This window comes from Buttiauxella sp. B2 (assembly GCF_006376615.1).
Classification (GTDB): Bacteria; Pseudomonadota; Gammaproteobacteria; order Enterobacterales; family Enterobacteriaceae; genus Buttiauxella.
The window spans coordinates 161,625-186,018 of record NZ_VEXQ01000006.1 but is presented as its reverse complement, the minus strand read 5'-3'; the positions used below and the strand labels follow the sequence as shown (position 1 = coordinate 186,018).

Sequence of the window (24,394 nt, the reverse complement as noted above, 5' to 3'; positions counted from 1 at the left end):
TCCAGTCCTTCTTCTCGTGCCGTTTCGCTTTTGGCCGGGGGACTAAAACAAGAAACCCCGCCCGGTTTGCGCCGGCGGGGTTTTGGAATCGATGCGTTGATTCAGACCCTACGGCGCATTGCCGACGACCACCACCACACGCACGACGACCACCGCGGCTGGTAGCGCGGTTAGTAGTAGGCCAGAGTTGCGAGTGAATGTAGTCATTTGGGTCCTGAATATGAGTTACGCGTTTTTAACGTCGAAATTTATACAAACACACTGCTTCGTTTCACACAACAGCTTTATTCGTCAGGGATGAAAATCGTGCTTAAGATCACATCCTTGATTTATAACTTAGATAGCCGTTGCAGCAAATTCCCGGCGCAGCTCGTCAATTGGCAAATAACGGCCAATCACCACCAGGCGTGAAACGCGTGATTCGGTTGGATGCCAGGATGAGCCATAATCAAAGCCCACCACTTTATGCACGCCTTGCACGATAAGGCGTTGCGGGTGGTCGGCAATCGCCAGCACACCTTTGTAACGCAGCATATCGTTGCCAAAACGCGCGATACAGCTTTCCATGAATGCGCCAATTTTTTTCACATCCAGCATTCCGGCATCAAATACATGAGCCTGAATTGCGTCGTCCCACGAGCGTTTCGCTGAGTTTTTACGAAACGGTTGGAAACTAACGGGATGGTCTAAATCAGCGCTGATAATGCGAAATCCTGCTGCCATTTCGATGTTATCGGTGAGTTCAAAAGCATTAAGATCAAGCCACAGTTCTGCCGGGCATTCCCCGTTAACGATTTCAAAAAGATCGGCTTTGTTGTTGATCCGATGAATACGCTCCAGCGCCTGCTGCTTTGTTTCATCGTCAACACGATCCGCTTTGGTCAGCAAGACTCGATCGGCGAAACCCAGTTGTGACGCAGCAACGGCATGTTCATCAAGCTGGCGTGCAATGTGTTCCGCATCTGCCAGAGCAATCACCGCATCCAGGCGTAACGCGTCTCGCAGGTGTTCATCGACAAAGAACGTCTGGACGATTGGTGCAGGATCGGCAAGGCCGGTAGTTTCGACAATCAAGCGCTCAAATTTCAGAAGGCCTGCCGCGCGTTTATCCAGCATTTCTCTTAATGCTGCGGTGAATTCCCCACGCACACTGCAACAAACACAACCATTGCTTAATTCCACAACGTTGACGTTTTCTCCGCCTCTGAGCAGTGCGCCATCGATGTTTACGGCCCCAAATTCGTTCTCAAGAATAGCGACGGGTTGGTTGTCGTTATGGGCAAGAAAGTAGTTAAGAAGTGTGGTTTTCCCTGAGCCGAGAAAGCCCGTTAACAGGGTGACAGATACCGCTTGATTCATGTCAGATTCCTTAGGTTAGCAGCAGCGAGCGCCGCCCTTTCCACCATAGCGCGCATCCTGACGCTCGCGGAAAAACTCTTCGTATGTCATAGGCGTCTGTTCTGGATGAGTCAGCCGTATGTGCTGCACGTAGTTGTCGTAATCCGGTACGCCAACCATCAATTTAGCGGCCTGACCGAGGTATTTACCGGCTTTGGCGAGGGTGTCGAACATAGAGCCTCCCGTGGTTAAATCCAGTGGCCCTCTCCTTCTGGAGAGGGCCAGGTGAGGAAAAGTGACCGATTAGTGCGCGCTCTTAGCCTGCGCAACAATCTGTTCAACGTCTTCTGGCATCTTCTCGTAAGGAGTTTCCTTCGCGGTTGGATTGTCAGATTTCAACGCCTGTCGCGCTGTTTTAATGGCGAACAGGCCAATCACCACTACAACCACCATGAAGAAGATAGTCAGTCCAGCATCCAGACGGTTGTTAAACACCAGTTGAGAAAGCTGTGACTCGGTGTATTGCGCCGGGATATTGCCGCTGTCGATCATCGCCTGGAACTTGTTAGCGATAGCCAGGAAACCCACTTTAGTATCTGGGCTAAAGGCTTTTTGCCAGCCAGCAGTCAGGGTACAGAACAGCAACCATGCGGTTGGCACCAAGGCCACCCACGCGTATTTTTGTCTCTTCATCTTAAACAATACGACCGCGCACAGCATCAGAGCCATACCTGCCAGCATCTGGTTGGCGATACCAAACAGTGGCCACAAGGTGTTGATACCGCCAAGTGGGTCGACAACGCCCTGGTGGAGGAAGTAACCCCACGCCATGACGCAAAGTGCGGTTGCCAGTAAGTTCGCAGGTAGCGAATCGGTACGTTTAAGCCCAGGTGAAATAACGCCCAGCAAATCTTGCAGCATGAAGCGTGCAGCACGCGTACCGGCATCAACCGCCGTCAGAATGAACAATGCTTCGAACAAAATAGCAAAGTGATACCAGAACGAGACATCCATCAGGCCGCCAAGCGCGCCATGCAGAATGTACGCCATCCCGACTGCAAGCGTTGGTGCGCCACCCGCACGCGAGATAATGCTTTGCTCGCCCACTTCGTTAGCAATATTGGTCAACGTATCAGGAGTGATATGGAAACCCCAACTGCTGACCACACTTGCCGCAGATACCACAATGTCGGTGGTGCCAGCCGGAGCCAGAACGGCCATCGGGCTATTCATTGCGAAGTACACGCCTGGGTCGATAACACAGGCCGCAACCAGCGCCATAATCGCCACAAACGACTCCATCAACATGCCACCGTAACCGATGAAGCAAGCCTGGTTTTCGTTAGCCAGCATTTTTGGTGTGGTGCCTGAGGCGATCAGCGCGTGGAAACCAGAAACCGCGCCGCAAGCGATAGTAATAAACAAGAACGGGAACAAGTCACCCGTCCAGACCGGGCCAGTACCGTCAATGAATTTAGTCAAAGATGGCATCTGAAGCGTTGGACGCATGATCAAAATGCCGATCGCCAGCCCGATAATGGTACCGATTTTCAGGAAGGTTGAGAGGTAATCACGCGGCGCCAGCAGCAGCCAGACTGGCAATACAGCGGCGACAAATCCGTAGCCCACCAGCATCCACGTCAGTTGCACGCCGGTGTAGTCAAAGTACGGAGCCCAGGTCGGGCTTTCCGCGACCCAACCGCCAGAGATAATGGCGAAAATAAGCATTACGAGACCAATGACCGACACTTCACCAATGCGTCCCGGACGTAAATAGCGAATGTACACACCCATAAACAGCGCCAGCGGAATGGTAAACGCCACGGTGTACGTGCCCCACGGGCTGTGGGTCAACGCTTTCACCACAATCATCGCCAGCACCGCAAGGATGATAACCATGATCATAAAGCAGGCCACCAGCGCAATAACGCCAGCCGTGTTGCCCATCTCTTCTTTCACCAGTTCACCCAGCGAACGCCCGTCACGACGGGTTGAGACAAACAACACCATAAAATCTTGTACCGCGCCGGCCAACACCACACCCGCCAGCAGCCAGAGCATACCCGGCAAATAACCCATCTGCGCGGCAAGTACTGGCCCAACGAGCGGCCCCGCACCAGCAATGGCAGCAAAATGGTGGCCGAACAACACTTTTTTGTCGGTTGGAACGTAATCAAGCCCGTCGTTATGGCGCACAGCTGGCGTCATACGAGTGGCATCAACAGTTAAGACTCGTTTAGCGATAAACAGGCCGTAGTAACGATAAGCGATGAGGTAAACGCAGATTGAAGCAACCACAATCCACAATGCGTTTATCTGTTCACCACGATTGAGTGCGATGTAGCCGAGCGCGAATGCACCTATCAGTGCAAGCACAGCCCATATGAGGTGTTTCCCTGGATTATTCATATTTGTTTTCCATGTGTAGAGCCAGAGGTAGACGGTATTACCGTTTTGTTCTAGAACAAGCACGCGGATTTAACAATATTGAAACGTTATAATACAGTGGTTTGACCAGGTCTTTACATCAGCTTGTTAAGGGGATCACTTTGCGAGGAAAATGCAGGGCAACAGAGTTGCAATATTTGAGAGAGTAAGGGCAAATAAGCGTCGAGTGGTGGAGAAGCAAAGCCCCCACCACCAATTATTATCCCAGCGTCGCCGTCGTCAAACGGCTGGTGCAACAACGTTTATCACGGGCATCAAAAATGGCAATTTCCCAAACCTGGGAAGTCTTACCAAGATGCAATGGTTTGCATACGCCACGCACCATACCTGACGCCACCGCGCGATGATGACTGGCATTAATCTCAGTTCCCACCACGCACTGCCCTTGCGTCGTTGTCAAAAAACCCGCCATCGACCCCAGCGTTTCCGCCAGCACCACCGATGCGCCGCCATGCAGCAAACCAAACGGCTGCTGAGTGCGGTTATCGACCGGCATTTGCGCTTCAAGACTTTCGTCGTCAATGCGCGTGTAAATAATGCCGAGGTGTTCAACCAGGGTTCCCACGCTGGTGCGGTTTAGCTCATCAAGCGTTAGCTGCCGTTTCCAGATACTCATTCAAGCTCCCAGCGTTGCGCCGCCATCAATCACAATATCCTGCAAGGTGATGTGGCTGGCATGTTGTGAGGCGAGAAACATAATGGTGCTGGCGATTTCATGTGGACGGGCAATTTTGCCCAACGGAATGCCCAGTTTGAATTGTTCAGGGAAACCCTTGATGCGTTGCTGTTCGGCATCTGGTGATGTCCACAACGTACGTTGCATATCGGTATCGGTCGAGCCTGGCGACACCACGTTACAGCGCACGCCGAACGGTGCCAGTTCCAGACCAACCGTCAGAGAAAGGTTTTTTAGCGCCGCTTTCGAAGCGCCATAAGCAGACATGCCGGTGCGCGGCGTGTGAGCGGCGTCAGAGGCAACCGTCACAATCGCCCCGCTACGCTGCTCGCGCATTCGCGGTATGACGACGCGAAACATATTGAACGCGCCGCCAACGTTGACGGCAAAGGTGTCCTGCCAGTCTTGCAGCGCTAACGCATCCGTTGCACCCATACGCAAAATACCCGCCGCATTGACCAGCACATCCAGTTGCGGCTCATCGCTCAGAAGACGTTGGCAAACACTGGCAACCTGGTCGGTATCCGCGACATTCAGCATTTCTGTGGCATAGGGATAATCATCGAGCGGGAACGCCACATCGAAACCCGTCACCTTCGCGCCAGCTTCGCTAAATAGCCGCGCAGTATGATAGCCAATGCCTTTGCCCGCCCCCGTCACCCAGACACGTTTGCCGCTAAAGTCGATGTTCATGCTTGTGGTACCCGTGACAGCACCGTCCACCATGCATCGATGGTCGGGTTTTTCGCCAGCATCACGAAGTCGATATCAGTGTGGATTTTGCGCCAGCGTGCTGCAAGCGCCATCATACGAACCGAATCAAGGCCGTAATCAATCAAATTTTCATCGTCTTCCGGAATATCGGATTCATCAAGCAATGGCAGCACTACTTCACGCAGTTGCTGTTTGTTTTGCGGCGCAATTTCAGGTAGCAAATCACGAGTCATTACCACGCGCCCTGAACGACCGGCGGTGTATTTCAGCGCCATCATATGTTCTTCACGGCTGAAATCTGCCAGTGAGTCGGCCACCATAAACGGTTTGATATCACGCATAAACGCGTCAGTTGCCGTCGTCATACAACCGATGTGGGCATACACACCGCAGATAATCAGTTGGTTACGGCCAGTTTCTTTCAAAGCTTGTTCCAGCGGCGAGCGGATAAACGCGCTGTAACGCCATTTAGTCAAAACCGTGTCGTGTTCATCAGGCACAAGTTCAGCCACTACTTTCTGGCGCTCAGGGTGTTTGTTTAAGCCAGGTCCCCACATGTCGTTTAGCAATGCACGGTCTTCATCGCTCTGAGCATTAGGCTGTGCAGTGTAATAGACTGGGATATTGTGCAGTTTGCAGTACTGACGCAGGGCAGCAATGTTGGCGATAACCTGTTGGATCATCGGGCAATCATCACCCCAGAAATCAATGAAATATTCCTGCATATCATGAATCAGCAGCGCCGCACGTTCAGGTTCAAACGCCCAGCTCACTTTATTTTCTGGGATGTCGGCAGCCGTCGGTAAGGTGTACGCGTTCAGTTTTGGGATAGCCATAATTTCTCCGTCAATCAAGAAGCCAGTTGCTTATCAGCAATCAACTGGCGCAAACGTTTTTTGTCTACTTTGCCTACAGCGGTAAGCGGCAGACTTCCAACAATTTCGATACGATCCGGCAGCTTAAAATCTGCAATACCCAATTCACGCAAATAGCGACGAACTTCCACTGCGCGGAACGGGCGGCTGCCAACAATAAATGCGCAGCTTTTCTCACCCAGCAGGCTGTCTTCCATCGAGACGAGTGCTGCGTGAATAATCTCTTCATGGCGCAGCAACAGGTTTTCTATCTCTTCGGCGGCAATCTTTTCCCCACCACGATTGATCTGATCTTTTTCGCGCCCCTGAACCGTGATGTAACCATCTTCGGCAATAGAAATCAGATCGCCGGAACAGTAAAAACCGTTGGCATCAAAGGCGCTGGCATTGTGTTCCGGGCTGCGGTAATAGCCTCGGAAGGTGTATGGCCCGCGCGTCATCAGGCGGCCCACTACCCCCGCTGGCATCGGATTACCGTTTTCATCAGCTACCCAAACCTCATCGTCCGGGCACATCGGTTTGCCTTGGGTTTTGAAGATATGGTCGTTGTCATCATCAAGGCGTGTGTAGTTCACCAGCCCTTCAGCCATGCCGAATACTTGCTGTAGTTGGCAACCAATTTCCGCGGGAATTCGTGCAGCCAGAGCTTCGCTCAAACGCGCGCCGCCAACCTGTAACAGCTCTAAAGATTCAAGGGATTGATTGCTGCCCCACTCGCTAATTGCCTGTAGCCAAAGGCTGACAGCCGGTGGCACCAGTGCGGTAGCATTAATTTGATGGCGTTCGATAAGTGGGAAGCACAGCGTGGCGCTCGGGTCATTTGCCAGCACCACTCGGCCACCGCCGTAAAATACACCCAGCGAACCTGGTGAACTCAGCGCGTAGTTATGTGCCGCAGGAATCGCGCACAAGAAACGCGTGTTGGCATCAAAGCGGCATATTTCTACGCTGCGGCGAATGCTGTAGTAGTAGTCGTTATGCGTGCGCGGAATCAGTTTTGGCGTGCCAGTGCTGCCGCCAGAAAGCTGGAAAAAAGCAACTTCATCAGCAGCCGAATGACAGGCAACAAAGTTATCTTCCGACTCGTTGATAAACGCGCTCAGCGAACGTTCGCGGTCGTTTTCATTTAGCAATACCGCCATACGCAGCGACGGGTTCTGTTGGCAGAGCGCATCCAGAAAATCGTCGTGAGAGAACAAGTTGTGTTTGCGATCGGCAATCAGTACCGCCGGTTCGATTTGCTTTGCGTACGCTTCCATCTCGGTACGTTGATGGCTAAAGAGCGCGTTAACTGGGGCGACACCAATTTTCAGTAGCGCAAATAACGTGATGTACAGTTCCGCCACATTGCCAAGCTGAACCAATGCTGTTTCACCGGAACTCAGGCCACGGCGCTGCAATGCGCACGCCAGACGAGTGGCTGCTAGCTCCAGTTCGCGGTAGCTGTAATGGCGCTCGCCATCAATCAGCGCAAGTGCATCATTTTTTGCATGACGAGTAAGAATGTCGGTAAGCGGTAAATCCGCCCAGTAGCCTTTCTCACGATAACGTGCGGCCAAATCCGCCGGCCAGCGAGTGAATTGAATCGCCATTTAATTGAGTCCGAATACGTGCAGCATGGTGGAAAGTTTTACGCCGGTTTCGCGCCATTCTGATTCCGGTGATGAGGCTGGTACGATGCCCGCGCCTGCGAACAAGCGCACTTGTTTGCCCCCCACGCGGGCACAACGAATCGTCACAACCCACTCACCGTTACCCTCGGCGTCACACCAACCGACAATTCCGCCAAATAATTCGCGGTCAAACGGTTCCAGTTCGGCAATAAGTTTTTGCGCGACATCGTGTGGGAAGCCGCTTAACGCAGGAGTTGGATGCAGCAAGCAGGCTAGCGTTAGCGCGTTGTCCTGGCTGTCTTTTATCTGCCCGTAAATCGGCGTGGCAAGGTGCCATAACGTCGGGGTCGTAATCAGTTCTGGTGTATCGGAAAGCGTTAAATACTGGCTGTGCGGCTGCAATACACTTTGCATCGCCTGAGTGACCAGACCGTGTTCATGACGGTCTTTGGTTGAACGCAGCAGTTGCGCGCCAATTTCGCTATCACGTGGGATATTTTCTTTGTCGCGTCGCGCTGAACCTGCCAGCGGTAACGAGCTGAAATTCTTGCCGGATTTGCGTAACAGCAATTCCGGGCTTGCCCCCACCAGCGAGCTGCCATCTGGCAACGGAACATGGAAGTTATAGCTGGTCGGGTTTTGGCTAATCAGGCGATTGAGCAACGCATCGAGATCAACAGGCGCATCGGTTTCGATATCAATCAGGCGCGAGAGCACCACTTTGTCGATATCCGGCAGCGCGGTTGCGGCAGCGGCATGCGCTACCATTTCCATAAATTTGTCTTGTTCTGGAATCGCTTTGCGCGCCGCAATGTTTAGCGGTTTCCCCGTAACAAATTGGCAGGCATCGTCCTGGCGCTGCGCACGAGAAAACGTCTGCGAGCTTTCAGGAATAAACAAAGCTGATGGTTTGCGGGGATCAAACGGGATTGCGCCGACAACAACGGGCTTCTCGATGCCATGCTTTTTGGCATTTTCAAACGCTTCGCGAAGCTGTGTTTGCAAGTGACCATGGGGGTTTGCGCCATCCAGCGCCGGGATATCCAGACGAGCAAAGCAGCCATTTGTCGAAAAACTGCGGTAAGGCGACATAAAGAAAAAGCTATCTGCACAATGTGTTAGCTGTTTTTCTTGTGACTGCGGCGCCAGTAACGTTTCCATGCGTCCTCCGTTAAAAAATGATAAAGGATATTAATAATAATTATCATTTGTATTTCGGAGTCGTAACCTAAAGAGAAACCCGCCCGCTGTCAACAAAGGCAAATTTTTTTTAACAATCGTCATACTTGCGCCGGGATGGCAGAATAGTGAAAATGAGAAGCATTACCATAACATTGCGCGCAAATTTCAACAGGATGTCATTGAGTGAAAATCAGATTCTCCGCAGTTATCCTTTTATGTCTGAGCAACCTTGCCCATGCAGCCGACTGGCCACGAACCATCACTGACACCCGTGGTACACACACGCTTGAACAGGCACCGCAGAGGATTGTTTCAACCAGCGTGACATTAACCGGCTCGCTACTGGCAATTGATGCACCAATAGTCGCGAGCGGCGCAACGACGCCGGGCAACCGCATGGCGGACTCGCAAGGATTCCTTCGTCAATGGGGTGATGTGGCCAAAACACGTAACATACAACGCTTGTATATTGGCGAAGCCAGCGCAGAAGCCGTCGCGGCACAAATGCCGGATCTTATTTTGGTCAGCGCCACCGGGGGTGATTCCGCGCTCTCCCTTTATGACCAGTTATCCGCCATCGCACCGACGCTCGTGATTAATTATGACGATAAAAGCTGGCAGGGATTACTCACTCAACTCGGCAAAATTACTGGCCACGAAAAGCAAGCGGCCGACAGAATTTCCAGCTTCGATAAGCAACTGAGTGAAGCCAAAATGCATATGACATTGCCACCGCAGCCTGTTACCGCGCTGGTTTACACCCCGGCATCTCGTTCGGCTAACCTCTGGACGTCGGAATCCGCGCAAGGGAAATTACTCCAACAGCTTGGCTTCACGTTATCGGCTCTACCTGCGTCGCTTCCGGCCCTCCAAAGCATGGGAAAACGTCACGATATCGTGCAACTGGGTGGTGAAAACCTTGCGACTGGTTTGAATGGCGAGAGTCTGTTCCTGTTTGCCAGCGACGAGAAAGACGCCACCTTGCTTAAAACCAACCCGCTGCTCTCGCATATTCCTGCGGTGCAGAAAGAACAGGTTTACGCGCTGGGCACAGAAACATTCCGTCTGGATTATTACAGTGCCACTCAAATACTTGATCGCATGAGCAAGTTATTTGCCAGCAAGTGATTACTTAGCCGTAGCTGCTTCGGTTTGCGCCGGAGCGGCTTGCTGATAACGTCGTAATTGCACCAGAACAACCGCCAGCACAATCCCGCATAACGTCAACGCAAAACCACCGGAGCTCGCCGCCGCAACGGGCGTTAACGCCACCGTCATCGCGCCTAAAATCGCGGCTCCAATCGCATCTCCAGTCACGTTTTGCGCCGTCCATAATCCATTAATACGGCCTAGCATACCGTCTGGTGTAAGCGTCTGAATTAAGGTGTATTGCAGCAAAGAACTGATTGCACTGAGATAGCCAAACAGCGCAAGGCAAGCAAGCCCAAATCCCCAGAAGGGCATCAAACTGAAAACCCCAATAGAGATAAACGACACGACACCACTCACCAGCATAATCATGCCTGGACGCGCATGATGAGCGATGCGTCCACTGGTTAATGCACCAATAGCAGCACCCAGAGGAACCGCGGCATACATCAGACCGATTTGCGCCGCACTCATGTGCCAGTGCCCGGCTAAAGCCGGATAGAGAACACGCACCGCACTCGCCATCGTCAGTAACGCACCGACTAACGCAATGCCACCGATAATCGGATGACCGACCAGGAAGCGTAGCCCGTTCCACAAAGAAAGCAGTGGGTTTTCACGCGCTTGTGGCGGTGGTGCCAGTTTCGGCAAACTCAGCAATGGAAGTAAAGTAATGAAGGTGCCGATTGAGGCCAGCGCGTAGTTCCACACTACACCGCCCGATGCCAGCAACATCCCGCCTATCATTGGCGATATCACTGAGCCGAGATGCACAGTGAGCATAGTAATCGCACTTGCCTGCATTAAATTCTCGCGCCCGACCAACGCAGGTGTTGCGGCGAGAAGTGCTGTGACGCCGAGCGCACCAAAGAAGCCATCCCACACGCCAAGCAGATAAATCGCGGCTAGCGAAGGTTCCGGCAAAGCAGCATTAATTGTCAGGCCAATAAAACCTACTCCGCAGGTAGAACGCGCCAGCAAGATAAGACGGCGACGCTCGTGCCTGTCTGCCAGCACCCCGCCCATCATCAAACCGATAAACATCGCGCTGCCGGTCAACGTCACCGCTAAACCCACTTGCAGTGAGGAACCCGTAAGCATCTGAATTTGTACTGGCACCGCAACACCGAGTAACCCCAAAGATAAAATGGAGATAAAACGGGCAAGGAAAACGGCGCGAAAAGCGGGATGAGTCTTGAGTAAACTGAGATTTAGCAGCAAAGAATTGCGGTTCATTACATGGCCTTAAAACGAATTTTTCTTTCCGGGTGCGAGGCGGCTCATGCTAACATAAACAAATAAGAGTGATAATGATAATAACTATCATTAAATTTTACATGGAATTTGTATCAGGTAACAATATGTCGGCTTCTCGGCTATCCGTTCTGCTTATCCTGTTTTTCTTGCTGCTTTTAATGGCAACACTCAGTTTGCTGTTAGGCGCAAAATCACTGCCTGTTGAAGTCGTTATGGAGGCACTTAGCGGCCAGTGTAAAAGTGCGGATTGCACTATCGTACTTGATGCACGTTTACCGCGCACATTGGCAGGTATTCTCGCCGGAGGCGCACTTGGCCTTGCTGGTGCGCTGATGCAAACCCTGACTCGTAACCCACTCGCCGACCCTGGCCTGCTTGGCGTTAATGCCGGAGCCAGTTTCGCCATTGTGTTGGGTGCCGCAGTCTGGAGTCTTTCCTCACCACTCGCACTGCTTGGCCTGGCGTTTTCTGGCGCACTATTCGCTGCATTAGTGGTGGCGTTTACTGGCAGTCAGGGCGGAGGGCAACTAAGCCCTGTCCGATTAACCCTGGCGGGCGTGGCACTTGGCGCGGTACTTGAAGGTTTGAGCAACGGTATCTCGCTTCTGAACCCGGTGGTGTACGACCAACTACGCTTCTGGCAAGCCGGAACGCTTGATATTCGCACCCTTTCGACATTAAAAATTATTGTGCTGCCAGTGCTTGCAGGCTGCGTAATTGCGTTATTTATCAGTCGCTCGCTTAATAGCCTGAGCATGGGTACCGATACCGCCACAGCACTTGGCAGTAAAGTTGCTCGCACCCAATTACTGGGCTTGATATCCATTACATTGCTGTGTGGAAGCGCCACGGCAGCCGTTGGGCCAATCGCTTTTATTGGCCTGATGATGCCGCATCTGTCGCGCTGGTTGGTGGGTGCCGATCATCGCTGGTCACTTCCCGTCACTTTAATCGCCACGCCCGCATTACTGCTGTTCGCCGATATTATTGGCCGCATGTTGGTCCCCGGCGAGTTACGCGTTTCGGTGGTTAGTGCGTTTATTGGTGCGCCAATGTTGATTTATCTGGTGCGCCGTAGCCGCAAAGGAGCCGGGTTATGAGCCGCCTCTCCCCTCGCTTGTTAATCGCCAGCCTGCTCTTATTGCTGCTTAGTATCACTCTGGGTTTATGGAGCTTGGGAAGTGGCGTGCTGCCGCTTACGGTAAGCCAGGTTTTTGACGCACTCTTAGGGTCCGCGCCGCGCAATATCTCGCTCGTGGTCGTTGAATGGCGGCTACCTCGCGTGGTGATGGCGCTGCTAATCGGCGGGGCATTGGGCGTCAGCGGGGCCATCTTCCAGTCGCTTATGCGCAACCCACTCGGCAGCCCCGATGTGATGGGGTTTAACACTGGCGCGTGGACCGGCGTGTTAATTGCGATGGTGCTGTTCGGTCAACATCAAACCGCAATTGCCACCTCAGCCATGGCAGGTGGCATCATTACGGCGTTGATTGTCTGGCTGCTGGCCTGGCGCAACGGCATCGAAACCTTCCGCCTGATCATTATCGGTATCGGCGTACGAGCCATGCTGGTGGCCTTTAACACCTGGCTTTTGCTGCATGCATCGCTTGAAACCGCTATTTCTGCAGGCCTGTGGAATGCCGGTTCTCTGAACGGTTTGACCTGGGGGAAAATCTTCCCTGCCGCACCATTAATGCTACTGGCATTGGTCGTCGGAGCACTGCTAGTACGCCGCATGCGCCTGTTGGAAATGGGTGATGACAGCGCCTGCGCACTCGGTGTTTCAGTTGAGCGCTCCCGCCTGATGCTGATGCTGACCGGCGTTATCCTCACCGCTGCAGCAACCGCATTAGCCGGGCCAATTTCATTTATTGCGCTAGTGGCACCGCACATCGCACGTCGTCTGAGTGGCACTTCGCGCTGGGGTTTACTGCAATCGGGATTATGTGGTGCAGCCTTGTTACTTGGGGCTGACTTGTGCGCCCAACAACTTTTCATGCCATATCAGTTGCCGGTTGGCGTAGTTACCGTAAGCCTCGGCGGCATCTATCTTATTGCGTTGTTGATTCAGGAGTCCCGTAAGAAATGAGCCAAATCTCCTCTCCATCGCGCCTGCATGGCGAACAGCTAAAGCTGGGATATGGCAATCATGTGGTCGCCGACGGCCTGACAGTTGCCATTCCTGATGGCAAATTTACTGCCATTATCGGCCCCAACGGCTGCGGAAAATCGACGCTATTGCGCACGTTAAGCCGTCTGATGAAACCGATGAACGGCCAGGTGTGGCTAGACGGTAATGAAATCCACCGCTTTGCGACCAAAGAAGTGGCGCGGCGTGTAGGATTACTGGCACAAAACTCCAGTGCACCGGGCGATATTAGCGTGGCAGAACTGGTCGCTCGCGGGCGATATCCCCACCAGCCGATGTTTTCCCGCTGGCGAGAAGAAGACAGCCAGGCGGTAGAACGTGCGTTAAAAGCCACGAACATTGAAGATCTAGCCGAACAACCTGTCGATACGCTTTCTGGTGGTCAACGGCAGCGTGCATGGATTGCTATGGTACTGGCACAAGAAACCTCGATCTTGCTGCTTGATGAGCCAACAACCTGGCTCGATATCAGCCATCAAATTGATTTGCTCGAGTTATTGCGTGAACTGAACCAAAAACAAGGTTTTACGCTTGCCGCTGTGTTGCACGATTTGAATCAGGCCTGCCGTTACGCCACGCACTTAATCGCGCTGCGTGATGGAAAGATTGTTGCCGAAGGTGCTCCGACCGAGATTGTCACGCCAGAGCTTATCGAAGCGATTTACGGTTTACGCTGCATGATTATCGAGGACCCGGTAGCGCATACACCTTTGGTGGTGCCGTTGGGACGCGGATGAGCCAGCACTTTGAAGGTTTGGTTAATGTCGGATGTCGCTAACGCTAATCCGACCTACGGACTCGGATTTTGTAGGGTGGATTAGCGACATCCACCCTTTTGATTTAATCCAGCGCTAATACCCGCTGCAACACTGGCCCAATTTCCGCAAAAGCATTTGGGGAAATAATATCGACATGGGCGCAATCCAGACGGAACACATCAAGTTCAGCTACCCACGGTGCCCAGGTTTTTTGCGGTTCCATCCCTTGCGGTAACGTTCGCTCTGCAACAAATAACGTCGCTTTACCGCCAAATGGCACGCTTTGCGCTGTGGTTAGCAAGCGCACCGCATCGCCGTAGTTCCCTTCAATTGCCTGGAATAACGTATCAGACGCCAACCCAAGCTGTGCCGCAACGAAGGCCTCACGTTCGCGATTGATCTCGTCAAGAACAGCCGGATCAAGTTCATTCGCGCCCTTTTCAGCCCAGTTTTGCGTTTCTGGTGGCCAGGTATCCAACAGACCGAGGAAAGCAACTTTCTCCCCTGCTGCTTCAAGCCGTGCTGCAATACCTTGCGCCAGTGTACCGCCTAAAGAATATCCCATCAGGTAATACGGGCCATGGGGTTGAAGTTCACGTAGCGTTTGCAGGTGCGCTTCACAAACTTGCGCAAGATTTTCAGCCAGTTGCATTGGCCCTGTAGGGCGTGGAGACTGAATACCCGTAATTGACCAGCGTGGGTCAAGGTAGCGTTGCAACACGCTAAATTGCCAGGCAAAACCGGACGCCGGATGGAAACAATAAAGCGTTGGCCCGCTACTTTTACGCAACGGCAGCACCACATCAAAACCAGCAAGATTGGCTTCTTCTTCACTCTGTTCTTGCGCCAGAGTTTCGGCAAGTTGCCCGACTGTCGACGCAACCATTACTTGCCCAACGGTCACAGGCCTTGCGAGCGTACGGCGTAACTGTGCTGCCAGGCGCATCGCCAGCAACGAATGCCCACCGAGTGCAAAGAAGTCGTCATCAACAGACTGAATTTCGCAGCCCAATAGCTGGGAAAAAGATTCAGCGATGGTTTTTTCAAGACTCGATTCAGGTACGCGACCAGAACCACGCAACGCCAGTTCAGGCAACGGTAACGCTTTGCGATCCAGTTTGCCGTTGGCGCTCAGCGGGAAATCATCCAGTTGGACCAGTGCGACTGGCACCATATGCGCAGGCAAAATGGCGCTGAGCTGTTCACGCATCGCATCAACTGGCAACACCTGCCCCGATGCCGACACCAAATAACCCACCAACTGACGAGCATCGCCACCGCTTGCAGCCGCCCCCAGATTGAGTACGCAGGCGTGCGTGACGGCTTGAGCCACATCCGGCAACGCTTGTAATGCCCTGTCAATGTCACCCAATTCAATGCGCTGACCACGAATTTTTAGTTGATCGTCACTGCGCCCAAGATATTCCACCGCACCGTTATCAAGCCAACGGGCCACATCGCCAGTGCGATACATTCGCTCGCCCGCATCAAAAGGATCGGCAACAAAGCGGCTGGCAGTCAGATCCGGGCGGGATAAATAGCCCTGCGCCAGTTGAATGCCGGTGAGATAAAGATCACCTGCGATCCCCACAGGAACCGGGCGCATTGCTGAGTCCAGAATACGTAATCCGGTATTCCAGACAGGCCAGCCAATCGGCACACTGCTACCCGTTACGCGAGCCAGTTCATTGCCAAATGCCGGATACCAACTGACATCCACGGCAGCTTCGGTTGGCCCATAAAGGTTGTGCAATGGTATATGGGTAAGCGTTTCCCACTGGCGACAAAGCTCGGTTGGCAGCGCTTCGCCGCTACAAAAAACACGCTGTAACGTGGCGCAATTTGCAATCGCGTCATCGTCGGTTAATGCCGCGACAAAAGCCGCTAACATCGACGGAACAAAATGCGTGGTGGTCACACGATATTGGGCAAAAAGTTGCTGTAACGATTCCGGACAGCGATGTGCTTCAGGTGGTGCCATCACCAGTTGTGCACCAACGATATACGGCCAGAAAAACTCCCATACTGAAACGTCAAAACTGCACGGTGTTTTTTGCAAAACCACATCATTGCCATTCAGCGGATAGTGATTTTGCATCCACAACAACCGGTTAACGATGGCCTGTTGCCCGACCATGACACCTTTCGGGCGGCCTGTAGAACCGGAAGTGAATATCACATAGGCAGTATGCTCAGGAGCCGAGCGATTCTTGCATTCCGCCATATTTTCCGGCGCTAACATCTTCTGATAGCAGAAGGTTTGCAGACTGTTTATGGCGCTAAAACGCGGCAATTGTTCGGATGAAGTCAGCAGTAATCGTGGTGCAGCATCTTCCAGCATCATATGCAGGCGGTCGTCGGGATAACCGGTATCCAGCGGCAACCAAGCCGCCCCCACCTCAACAATGGCCTGCAATGCCAATGATAAAAACACCGAGCGAGGCAGCGCCACAGCAACGACATCCCCCGGTTTTACACCACGCGCGATAAGTTCACACGCCAATACCTGGACCTGTTCGCGCATTTCGCGATAGGTAAACTGATGGTTTTCATCGGCAAGCGCTGGGGCATTTGGCGTACGAGAGGCTTGTTCCGCTATCAAATGACTTAACGTCGTCGCGGGAACATCAGATTGCGTCGTATTCACGCTTTCCAGAAGCTCTATTTCCGGCGTGTGCAGCAGTTGTGCATCGATACAACGTAATGCGGGATTGCCCGCAAACTGGCGCAAAAGCAGTGGTAAACGTGCGATATGTTGCTGCAAAGTCTGCGTATCATAGCGTTCTGAATTTGCCAGCATTTCAAGGGAAAAGTCACCTTGTTCACTGATATACAGCGCAATTTCCAGATCCCGTACCGGGCCTGAAGCCAACTGGTGCGTGATACCTTCGATACCAGCGAAATCGAGGCGATAGTCGAACATTTTCAGATTCAGTACCGGGCCATAAAGTGGCTCGCCACTTGAGACTTTCCCCAGGTCACGCTGGATTTGTTCGGCGTCGTAGCGCTGATAACGGCGTATTCCCTTCAATTCTTTAGCCAGGTTTGACGCGAGTTCCGCAAGGGTAAAGTTCGGTTCAATACGCACACCAAACGGCAGCACGTTTAACACCGGCCCGGTTGCGCATAACGCAGCAGAGCCCATGCGGCGCATGAAGATAAACCCGGCTGAATAATCAGCGCGCCCACTTAATCGCCCGAGCCAAAGAGCCACTAAACCCAATGCCATATCGGCGGCAGTCAGGTTGTGGGCGCGAGCGCCCTCTAACAGCGAGTGGAAATCAGCGTTATCAAAACTGAGCGACTGGCGAATCAGTTGCGTAGTGGAACCAGGACCGGTCAACGGTTGTGTTGATAGCGTGGCTGGCGGCGGCAATTGTTTAGCATAATCTGCCCAAAACGCAGCATCGCGTTTCCACGTGTCGCTTTGGCGATATTGCTCATATTCCGCGACAACTTCGCTAAACGGTGTAAACGGGCCAGGTTCGGGCGTTTTATTTTGGGAATACGCGCTATAAATATTAGCAATTCGGCGGGTAATAGCCGTGAAACTGAAGCCATCTACCACTAAATGATGAAAACGCTGATACCAGAACCAGCGCTTTTCGCTCAAACGCAGTAACTGATGATGGTAGAGCGGTTTACCACTGTTGATGCGCAAGTCCTGCTCGAGACAGTCACGCATAATGGCTAACGCTGTGGCTTCTGGTTCGGCTTCATCACGCAAGTCGCGGCAAAGTGGCGAAGTAAACGATGCGCGGCCGTCGACCCATTGGCGCACCTCACCGTCCACTTCGCTAAAGCGCATGCAAAGAGTATCGGCCTCTTTCATGCCCGCCATTATCGCCTTGCACAATAGCGCTTCGTTGATATTGCCGTTTGGCTCGGCACTTTCTATTTCAACACTTTTTATTTCAACGTAATGCGCCACACTCCACGCATTCGCCTGTGGTGAAAGTTGATCCGCCATCCAGATACCGGGCTGCGCCGCGACTAACGGCATGGTTTCTAACGGCATGGTTTCGATCTGTTGTTCCTGAGCTGGTGCCATCATTAACTCACTCACCGCTCACCCCTGGTTTTGCAAAAGTTGTGGGTTGCAGCTGCGTCCAGTTGTCGAGTAGCCAACGATTGCATTCTTCGTTGGATGCAGCTTCGCAAACGACTAGCCAGCCGTCAGGTATTGCACAATGTTCAGGCCACAAACTGAACTGCTTTAACGTATTTTCAAGGATGAAAAAACGACTCTGTGGCGAATCAAAGGGGTTGCTGAATTCCATACGTCTCTCCTGTCAATGAGATGCTTTCCAAAGCCAGGCAAGCCCATCAATCAGACCGCCACGCCAGCAAAGCGTATCGTGTCCACCGTCAACCTGACGGTAGAAAACAGCTAGCTGTGTTTGTTGTAGTAAGGGATATAAGCGTTGATTTACTTGATGAATGAGAGGTTCTCTGACCCCTGCTTCAAGATAGATACGTAGCGGTTTATCACACTGAAAACCCTCTTCCAGTTGCTGTATTAGCAGCCCACCTTGTTGGTATGTTTCACGACGTGGCCACCAGTACGAACCTGATTGGCTCAGTACGCAGCCAAATTTTTCCGGCCAGTGGAGTGCGGCATAAAGCGCTGAAAGCCCGCCAAAACTTTGCCCGGCAACCACGGTGGTTTCTGGATTTTCATTCCAGCGGATAAGTGTGCGGATCTGCGGTAATAACTCTTCCTGCACTGCCTGCCAGAACTGCGCATTACACGGGAGTTCATCGCTGCGCGTCGTGTTGTCGATGACGTCAATCAGCACGTAAACCGCAGGTGGTAATTCCCCGGCATCCGTTTGAGCCTGTAGCGCGGGCCATACTGGCATGCCTTCTGCCCAAAATTGGCCATCGAGCACAATAGCTAATGGACGCTGTTCTGGTTGCGCGTCACCGGTCGAAAATATCCAGACATTGCGTTGATTATCCAGACAATGGCTTTGCCAGGTGATGCAAAGCGGTGCGCTGAAAGGTGTGTGTGGTTTATCCCAACCCGCTTGTTTTGGCGCACCAGGAAGATGCAGCGCCGACATCGGATGCCCTCGCCCACCGAGCCAGCTTTCAGGGTTGAGCGGATCGGCAATCGCTTGAGGTAGCAGTTTTTGCCAACCTTCACGCAGCGCCATAGGCGCTGGCACGATTCCTTCGAAGGCTGCGGCTGGGAAATCGTCTTCGTTGGTCGACGGGATGTAACAATAACTGCCACGCCAGGTCGCGCTTAAGCGGGTTTGCCATTGCCAGACATCCGTTCCAGGCACGCGCTCGAGGGTTTGCGGACGGGAACGTTGGTGATGGTCGGTGACGCCCGTGACATAAACCCATACTCGTTTGACCGGAGAGGTTTGCTCACAGCCTTGGGGGTCACGCCACAAAAAAACCACTGCACACTGGCCAGCATTTTCGCGCGTCACCAGGGGAATTCCCTGTGCCTGTTTTTCCTGCCACCAGCCCTTACTTCCTGTAAGCAAAATTGTCACTCGCACATAACCCTATGAAATTAATGATAACGATCAATAAAGCTGAAATATATTGATAATAATATTGATAATTATTTTCATTTGCAATAGCGTATTTCCGCGCTTTGGGTTACCCGATTCCAGGTGCAAAAACAATAAATTGCCGAACTTGAACGCACGAATCCCTCATTTCAGGGCGATTGCCGGATAGATCTCGGTATCACTACGTGAAATCCATGCTGTGCCCGATCCCTTAAGGGAATGGAATTACGCCGGGCTCAGCGGAAAAGCAGGCTGCTATAATGAATAAAAAAATTAACTATTCCCTCGCTATGCTCATTAATCTGGGAATATACGGTGTCGCTCAACCTGTCTTCGCAGCAGAACAAGCGGTATCAGCAGCGGCTCAGACCGCTGCCACTAACAACGACGACACACAGAACCTCGCAAATGAAGACACTATGGTGGTTACCGCAGCCGAGCAAAACTTGCAGGCTCCGGGCGTTTCAACCATCACCGCAGAAGAACTGAAAAAACGCCCACCAGCGCGTGATATTTCCGAAATCGTCCGTACCATGCCAGGCGTAAACCTGACGGGTAACTCCACCAGTGGTCAGCGTGGTAATGGCCGTCAGATTGACATTCGCGGCATGGGACCGGAAAACACCCTTATTCTCATCGACGGTAAACCCGTGACCAGCCGTAACTCAGTGCGTCTTGGCTGGCGTGGCGAGCGTGATACACGTGGCGACGCAAGCTGGGTTCCGCCAGAAATGGTTGAACGTATTGAAGTCATTCGTGGCCCAGCTGCCGCACGTTACGGTAACGGCGCAGCAGGTGGTGTGGTGAATATCATCACCAAAAAAGGCAGCGGCGAATGGCATGGTTCATGGAACACTTATCTCAATGCGCCAGAGCATAAAGATGAGGGCTCCACTAAACGCACCAACTTTAGCTTGAATGGCCCGTTGGGCGGGGATTTCAGCTTCCGTCTGTATGGCAACCTCGATAAAACCCAGGCTGACGCGTGGGATATCAACCAGGGTCATCAGTCTGAACGCACAGGTATTTATGCCGATACACTGCCAGCCGGCCGTGAAGGTGTTGTTAATAAAGACATTAACGGTGTGGTACGTTGGGACTTTGCGCCAATGCAATCTCTGGAACTGGAAGCGGGTTACAGCCGCCAGGGTAACCTGTATTCCGGTGATACACAGAACACCAATACCAACCAGATTGTTAAAGATAACTATGGCAATGAGACTAACCGTCTGTATCGCCAGAGCTACTCTTTGACGTGGAACGGTGGCTGGGACAGCGGCCTGACGACCAGCAACTGGGTTCAGTACGAACACACGCGTAACTCGCGTATGCAAGAAGGCCTGGCCGGTGGCACTGAAGGGATTTTCTCCAGCGATAAATTCAGTGATATTGATCTGAGTGACGTACTGCTACACAGCGAAGTGAATATCCCGATTGATCTCGTGTTCAACCAGAACCTGACGCTGGGTACTGAATGGAACCAGCAGAAAATGAAGGATCTGTCCTCGAACAATCAAACCTTTATGGGTGGGGATATTCCGGGCTCAAGCGGGACTAACCGTAGCCCGTATTCCCAGGCAGAAATCTTCTCGCTGTTTGCTGAAGACAACATGGAACTGACAGACAGCACCATGCTGACGCCAGGTCTGCGTTTTGACCACCACAGCATCGTGGGCAATAACTGGAGCCCATCCCTGAACCTGTCTCAAGGTTTGGGCGACGACTTCACCCTAAAAATGGGTATCGCCCAGGCGTATAAAGCGCCGAGCCTGTATCAAACCAACCCGAACTACATTCTGTACAGTAAAGGCCAGGGTTGCTATGCAAGCGGCACCGGCGTGGGTTGTTACATGATGGGCAATGACGATCTGAAGGCTGAAACCAGCATCAACAAAGAGATCGGTCTTGAGTTCAAACGCGATGGCTGGCTCGCGGGTGTGACCTGGTTCCGTAACGATTATCGCGACAAAATTGAAGCGGGTTACGCTCCTATCGGCCAGACCTCAAAAGGCAAAACCAAAACTGATATCTATCAGTGGGAAAACATTCCTAAGGCTGTGGTTGAAGGCCTTGAAGGGACATTGAACGTACCCGTTTCGACTACCGTAAACTGGACCAACAACGTCACTTATATGCTGCAAAGTAAGAACAAAGAAACCGGTGAACGTTTGTCGGTTATCCCGGAATATACGTTGAACTCGTTGCTAAGCTGGCAGGTTCGTCAGGATATTTCTGTGCAATCGACCTTTACCTGGTACGGCAAACAGCAGCCGAAGAAGTACAACTACAAAGGTCAACCGGCGACAGGACCAGAAACCAACGAAGTTAGCCCATATAGCATTGTTGGTCTGAGCGGAACCTGGGATGCGACCAAAAACGTCAGCCTGACTACAGGTATCGATAACCTGTTCGACAAACGCCACTGGCGTGCGGGTAATGCCCAAACCACGGGCGGTGATGTTGGTTATATGTATGGCGCAGGCGCCGAAACTTATAACGAATCCGGTCGTACTTACTATGTGAGTGTGAATACCCATTTCTAAAAATGGATGGGAGGAGAGTTTTCTCCTCCCTTTTTACGATGGAACATCAGCTATCTCAATTCGATATTTCCCCTGATATTCACGTTTATCGCGTGGATTTTGATGCCGCAACTTTTAAGCCAGAAGACCTATTATGGATCCCTCACCATAATCGTTTATCCAATGCAGTGAATAAGCGTAAAGCCGAACATTTGGCAGGAAGAATCGCTGCAAACCAGGCCCTGAGATTTCATGGAATAAAGGATTATATTCCCGGTATTGGTTTACACCGTGAGCCCTGCTGGCCGCCGGGGTTTACCGGCAGCATTACTCACAGTGGCAATGTGGCGCTTGCGACAGTGATTACTGACAATCCATTGCAGCGCATGGGGATTGGTATTGATTATGAAGAAATTATCGCGCCACAGGTTGCCGAAGAAATCTATGGTGGCATTATAGATTGTGCGGAGAAAGAGCTTATCAGCGCTTCACCCTTCTCGTTTAATTACGCATTAACGCTAGTGTTTTCCGCGAAGGAAAGTTTATTCAAAGCATTGTTTCGCCACGTCGGGCGTTACTTTGATTTTTCAGCTGCGTCGCTAAATGAAATAGATTACCAACACCTGAGTCTGACATTAAATCATTCGCTTGGGCCATATCAAAAAGGTGACACATTCATAGCCACATGGAAAGGTGACGCAGCGCAATTAATAACGCTAATACGGCTTGGATGATAATAAAAAGAAATCGCTTGCGGCACAGTAATAAGTGAATGTTATATTCGAAAGAACACACACATCTATAACATCACTTATAACAAGGACTCCTTAATCTATGGAAAACTCGCTTTCCCTCGAATCCTTCCTCACCTCTGTACAACTGCGTGATCCACACCAGCCAGAATTTGCTCAGGCAGTCCGCGAAGTTATGACCACCTTGTGGCCGTTTCTGGAACAAAATCCTCAGTACCGCCGTTCAGCCTTGCTGGAGCGCTTAGTCGAACCCGAGCGAGTGATTCAGTTCCGCGTAACCTGGGTTGATGACAATAATCAGGTGCAGGTTAACCGTGCCTGGCGTGTACAGTTCAGCTCCGCAATTGGCCCATTCAAAGGCGGGATGCGCTTCCATCCATCTGTTAACCTCTCGATTCTGAAATTCTTAGGCTTTGAGCAAACCTTTAAAAACGCGTTAACCACACTGCCAATGGGCGGGGGTAAAGGGGGTAGCGACTTTAACCCTAAAGGTAAAAGCGAAGGCGAGATCATGCGTTTTTGCCAGGCACTGATGATCGAGTTGTATCGCCATCTGGGGCCAGATACTGACGTGCCTGCGGGCGACATTGGCGTTGGTGGGCGTGAGGTGGGCTTCATGGCGGGGATGATGAAAAAACTCTCCAACAACACCGCTTGCGTGTTCACGGGCAAAGGGCTGTCATTTGGTGGAAGCCTGATTCGCCCCGAAGCGACGGGTTATGGTCTCATCTATTTTACCGATGCAATGCTCCAGCGCCATGGTCTGGGCTTTGAAGGGATGCGGGTTTCGGTTTCCGGCTCAGGTAACGTGGCGCAATACGCCATCGAAAAAGCGTTATCTCTGGGTGCGCGTGTGGTTACTGCCTCTGACTCCAACGGTACCGTTGTCGATGAAGAAGGTTTCACTAAAGAGAAACTGGCTCGTCTGGCCGAAATTAAAGCCAGCCGCGACGGACGTGTTGCCGATTATGCAAAAGAGTTTGGTTTGCAATACCTCGAAGGCCAGCAACCGTGGAACGTGCCGGTTGATATCGCGCTGCCTTGTGCTACACAGAATGAGCTCGATACCGAAGCTGCGCGCACACTGATTGCTAACGGCGTGAAAGCCGTGGCTGAAGGTGCAAACATGCCAACCACCATCGAAGCGACCAATCTGTTCCTGGATGCGGGAGTATTGTTTGCACCGGGTAAAGCAGCTAACGCTGGCGGTGTAGCAACCTCTGGTCTGGAAATGGCGCAGAACGCGGCACGTCTGAGCTGGAAGGCAGAGAAGGTTGATATCCGTCTACATCACATCATGCTAGATATTCACGAAGCCTGTGTGAACTACGGCGGTGAAGATAAGCAAACGCATTATGTACGCGGCGCGAACATTGCAGGCTTCGTTAAGGTTGCCGATGCGATGTTAGGGCAAGGTATTTTGTAAGGTC

Annotated in this window: 20 protein-coding genes; 7 read left to right on the top strand and 13 right to left on the bottom strand. The window is 52.2% G+C overall.

What is annotated here, in order from left to right; all coding sequences use genetic code 11:
* Nucleotides 1-108: 108 nt before the first annotated feature.
* The 9 genes from ivbL to entC all read right to left on the bottom strand — a co-directional run bounded on the left by ivbL (nucleotide 109) and on the right by entC (nucleotide 8,825).
* Nucleotides 109-207: an ilvB operon leader peptide IvbL gene (gene ivbL, locus FH968_RS09770; protein WP_074388616.1), complete on the bottom strand. Its 99-nt coding sequence runs from the start codon at nucleotides 205-207 to the stop codon at nucleotides 109-111.
* Between the two features lie 129 nt (nucleotides 208-336).
* A complete protein-coding gene (locus tag FH968_RS09765; protein WP_139878959.1) occupies nucleotides 337-1,359 on the bottom strand; it encodes a GTP-binding protein in 1,023 nt (340 codons plus the stop codon).
* A gap of 15 nt (nucleotides 1,360-1,374) precedes the next feature.
* A complete protein-coding gene (locus FH968_RS09760; RefSeq protein ID WP_034456870.1) occupies nucleotides 1,375-1,572 on the bottom strand; it encodes a YbdD/YjiX family protein in 198 nt (65 codons plus the stop codon).
* 69 nt (nucleotides 1,573-1,641) lie between these two features.
* Nucleotides 1,642-3,747: a pyruvate/proton symporter CstA gene (cstA, locus tag FH968_RS09755; protein WP_139878958.1), complete on the bottom strand. Its 2,106-nt coding sequence runs from the start codon at nucleotides 3,745-3,747 to the stop codon at nucleotides 1,642-1,644.
* Nucleotides 3,748-3,985: 238 nt separating this feature from the next.
* Nucleotides 3,986-4,402, bottom strand: a complete 417-nt coding sequence (entH, locus tag FH968_RS09750; protein ID WP_139878957.1) for a proofreading thioesterase EntH — start codon at nucleotides 4,400-4,402, stop codon at nucleotides 3,986-3,988.
* Nucleotides 4,403-5,149 carry a 2,3-dihydro-2,3-dihydroxybenzoate dehydrogenase gene (gene dhbA / locus FH968_RS09745; protein WP_305038335.1) on the bottom strand — a complete coding sequence of 249 codons (747 nt, stop codon included), beginning with the start codon at nucleotides 5,147-5,149 and terminating at the stop codon, nucleotides 4,403-4,405.
* A 2-nt stretch (nucleotides 5,150-5,151) separates the two neighbouring features.
* Entirely contained in the window at nucleotides 5,152-6,012 is an 861-nt protein-coding gene (locus FH968_RS09740) for an isochorismatase (RefSeq protein ID WP_139878955.1), read from the bottom strand.
* 14 nt (nucleotides 6,013-6,026) lie between these two features.
* Entirely contained in the window at nucleotides 6,027-7,643 is a 1,617-nt protein-coding gene (locus FH968_RS09735) for a (2,3-dihydroxybenzoyl)adenylate synthase (RefSeq protein ID WP_139878954.1), read from the bottom strand.
* A complete protein-coding gene (gene entC, locus FH968_RS09730) occupies nucleotides 7,644-8,825 on the bottom strand; it encodes an isochorismate synthase EntC (RefSeq protein WP_139878953.1) in 1,182 nt (393 codons plus the stop codon). It abuts the gene before it with no gap.
* 204 nt (nucleotides 8,826-9,029) lie between these two features.
* On the opposite strand from entC, the gene fepB reads away from it, so the two are divergent.
* Nucleotides 9,030-9,974 carry a Fe2+-enterobactin ABC transporter substrate-binding protein gene (gene fepB, locus FH968_RS09725; RefSeq protein WP_139878952.1) on the top strand — a complete coding sequence of 315 codons (945 nt, stop codon included), beginning with the start codon at nucleotides 9,030-9,032 and terminating at the stop codon, nucleotides 9,972-9,974.
* Here the strand turns inward: fepB and entS are convergent, their stop codons facing one another.
* Nucleotides 9,975-11,231 (bottom strand): enterobactin transporter EntS, encoded by a 1,257-nt coding sequence (gene entS / locus FH968_RS09720; protein WP_139878951.1) that lies wholly within the window; start codon nucleotides 11,229-11,231, stop codon nucleotides 9,975-9,977.
* A 125-nt stretch (nucleotides 11,232-11,356) separates the two neighbouring features.
* Here entS and fepD point away from each other — a divergent pair, with 125 nt between their 5' ends.
* The 3 genes from fepD to fepC are packed head-to-tail and all read left to right on the top strand — an operon-like array spanning nucleotide 11,357 to nucleotide 14,138.
* Complete coding sequence (fepD, locus tag FH968_RS09715) at nucleotides 11,357-12,352, top strand: Fe(3+)-siderophore ABC transporter permease (RefSeq protein ID WP_139878950.1); 996 nt, start codon at nucleotides 11,357-11,359, stop codon at nucleotides 12,350-12,352.
* Complete coding sequence (gene fepG, locus FH968_RS09710; RefSeq protein ID WP_139878949.1) at nucleotides 12,349-13,341, top strand: iron-enterobactin ABC transporter permease; 993 nt, start codon at nucleotides 12,349-12,351, stop codon at nucleotides 13,339-13,341. Before fepD ends, fepG begins: the two co-directional genes overlap by 4 nt.
* A complete protein-coding gene (fepC, locus tag FH968_RS09705) occupies nucleotides 13,338-14,138 on the top strand; it encodes an iron-enterobactin ABC transporter ATP-binding protein (protein ID WP_139878948.1) in 801 nt (266 codons plus the stop codon). The genes fepG and fepC overlap by 4 nt, the downstream gene beginning before the upstream one ends.
* A 103-nt stretch (nucleotides 14,139-14,241) precedes the next feature.
* Here the strand turns inward: fepC and FH968_RS09700 are convergent, their stop codons facing one another.
* The 3 genes from FH968_RS09700 to fes are packed head-to-tail and all read right to left on the bottom strand — an operon-like array spanning nucleotide 14,242 to nucleotide 19,669.
* Nucleotides 14,242-18,177: an enterobactin synthase subunit F gene (locus tag FH968_RS09700; RefSeq protein ID WP_139879009.1), complete on the bottom strand. Its 3,936-nt coding sequence runs from the start codon at nucleotides 18,175-18,177 to the stop codon at nucleotides 14,242-14,244.
* A gap of 40 nt (nucleotides 18,178-18,217) precedes the next feature.
* A complete protein-coding gene (locus FH968_RS09695) occupies nucleotides 18,218-18,439 on the bottom strand; it encodes an MbtH family NRPS accessory protein (RefSeq protein WP_139878947.1) in 222 nt (73 codons plus the stop codon).
* Between the two features lie 12 nt (nucleotides 18,440-18,451).
* On the bottom strand, nucleotides 18,452-19,669 hold the full coding sequence (gene fes / locus FH968_RS09690) for an enterochelin esterase (RefSeq protein WP_139878946.1): 1,218 nt from the start codon (nucleotides 19,667-19,669) through the stop codon (nucleotides 18,452-18,454).
* Nucleotides 19,670-19,950: 281 nt separating this feature from the next.
* On the opposite strand from fes, the gene FH968_RS09685 reads away from it, so the two are divergent.
* The 3 genes from FH968_RS09685 to gdhA all read left to right on the top strand — a co-directional run bounded on the left by FH968_RS09685 (nucleotide 19,951) and on the right by gdhA (nucleotide 24,390).
* Complete coding sequence (locus tag FH968_RS09685) at nucleotides 19,951-22,233, top strand: TonB-dependent siderophore receptor (RefSeq protein ID WP_139878945.1); 2,283 nt, start codon at nucleotides 19,951-19,953, stop codon at nucleotides 22,231-22,233.
* 92 nt (nucleotides 22,234-22,325) lie between these two features.
* Nucleotides 22,326-22,946: an enterobactin synthase subunit EntD gene (entD, locus tag FH968_RS09680; RefSeq protein ID WP_255431494.1), complete on the top strand. Its 621-nt coding sequence runs from the start codon at nucleotides 22,326-22,328 to the stop codon at nucleotides 22,944-22,946.
* 100 nt (nucleotides 22,947-23,046) lie between these two features.
* Nucleotides 23,047-24,390, top strand: coding sequence for an NADP-specific glutamate dehydrogenase (gene gdhA / locus FH968_RS09675; RefSeq protein WP_139878943.1), 1,344 nt, complete (start codon nucleotides 23,047-23,049; stop codon nucleotides 24,388-24,390).
* Nucleotides 24,391-24,394 lie beyond the last annotated feature (4 nt).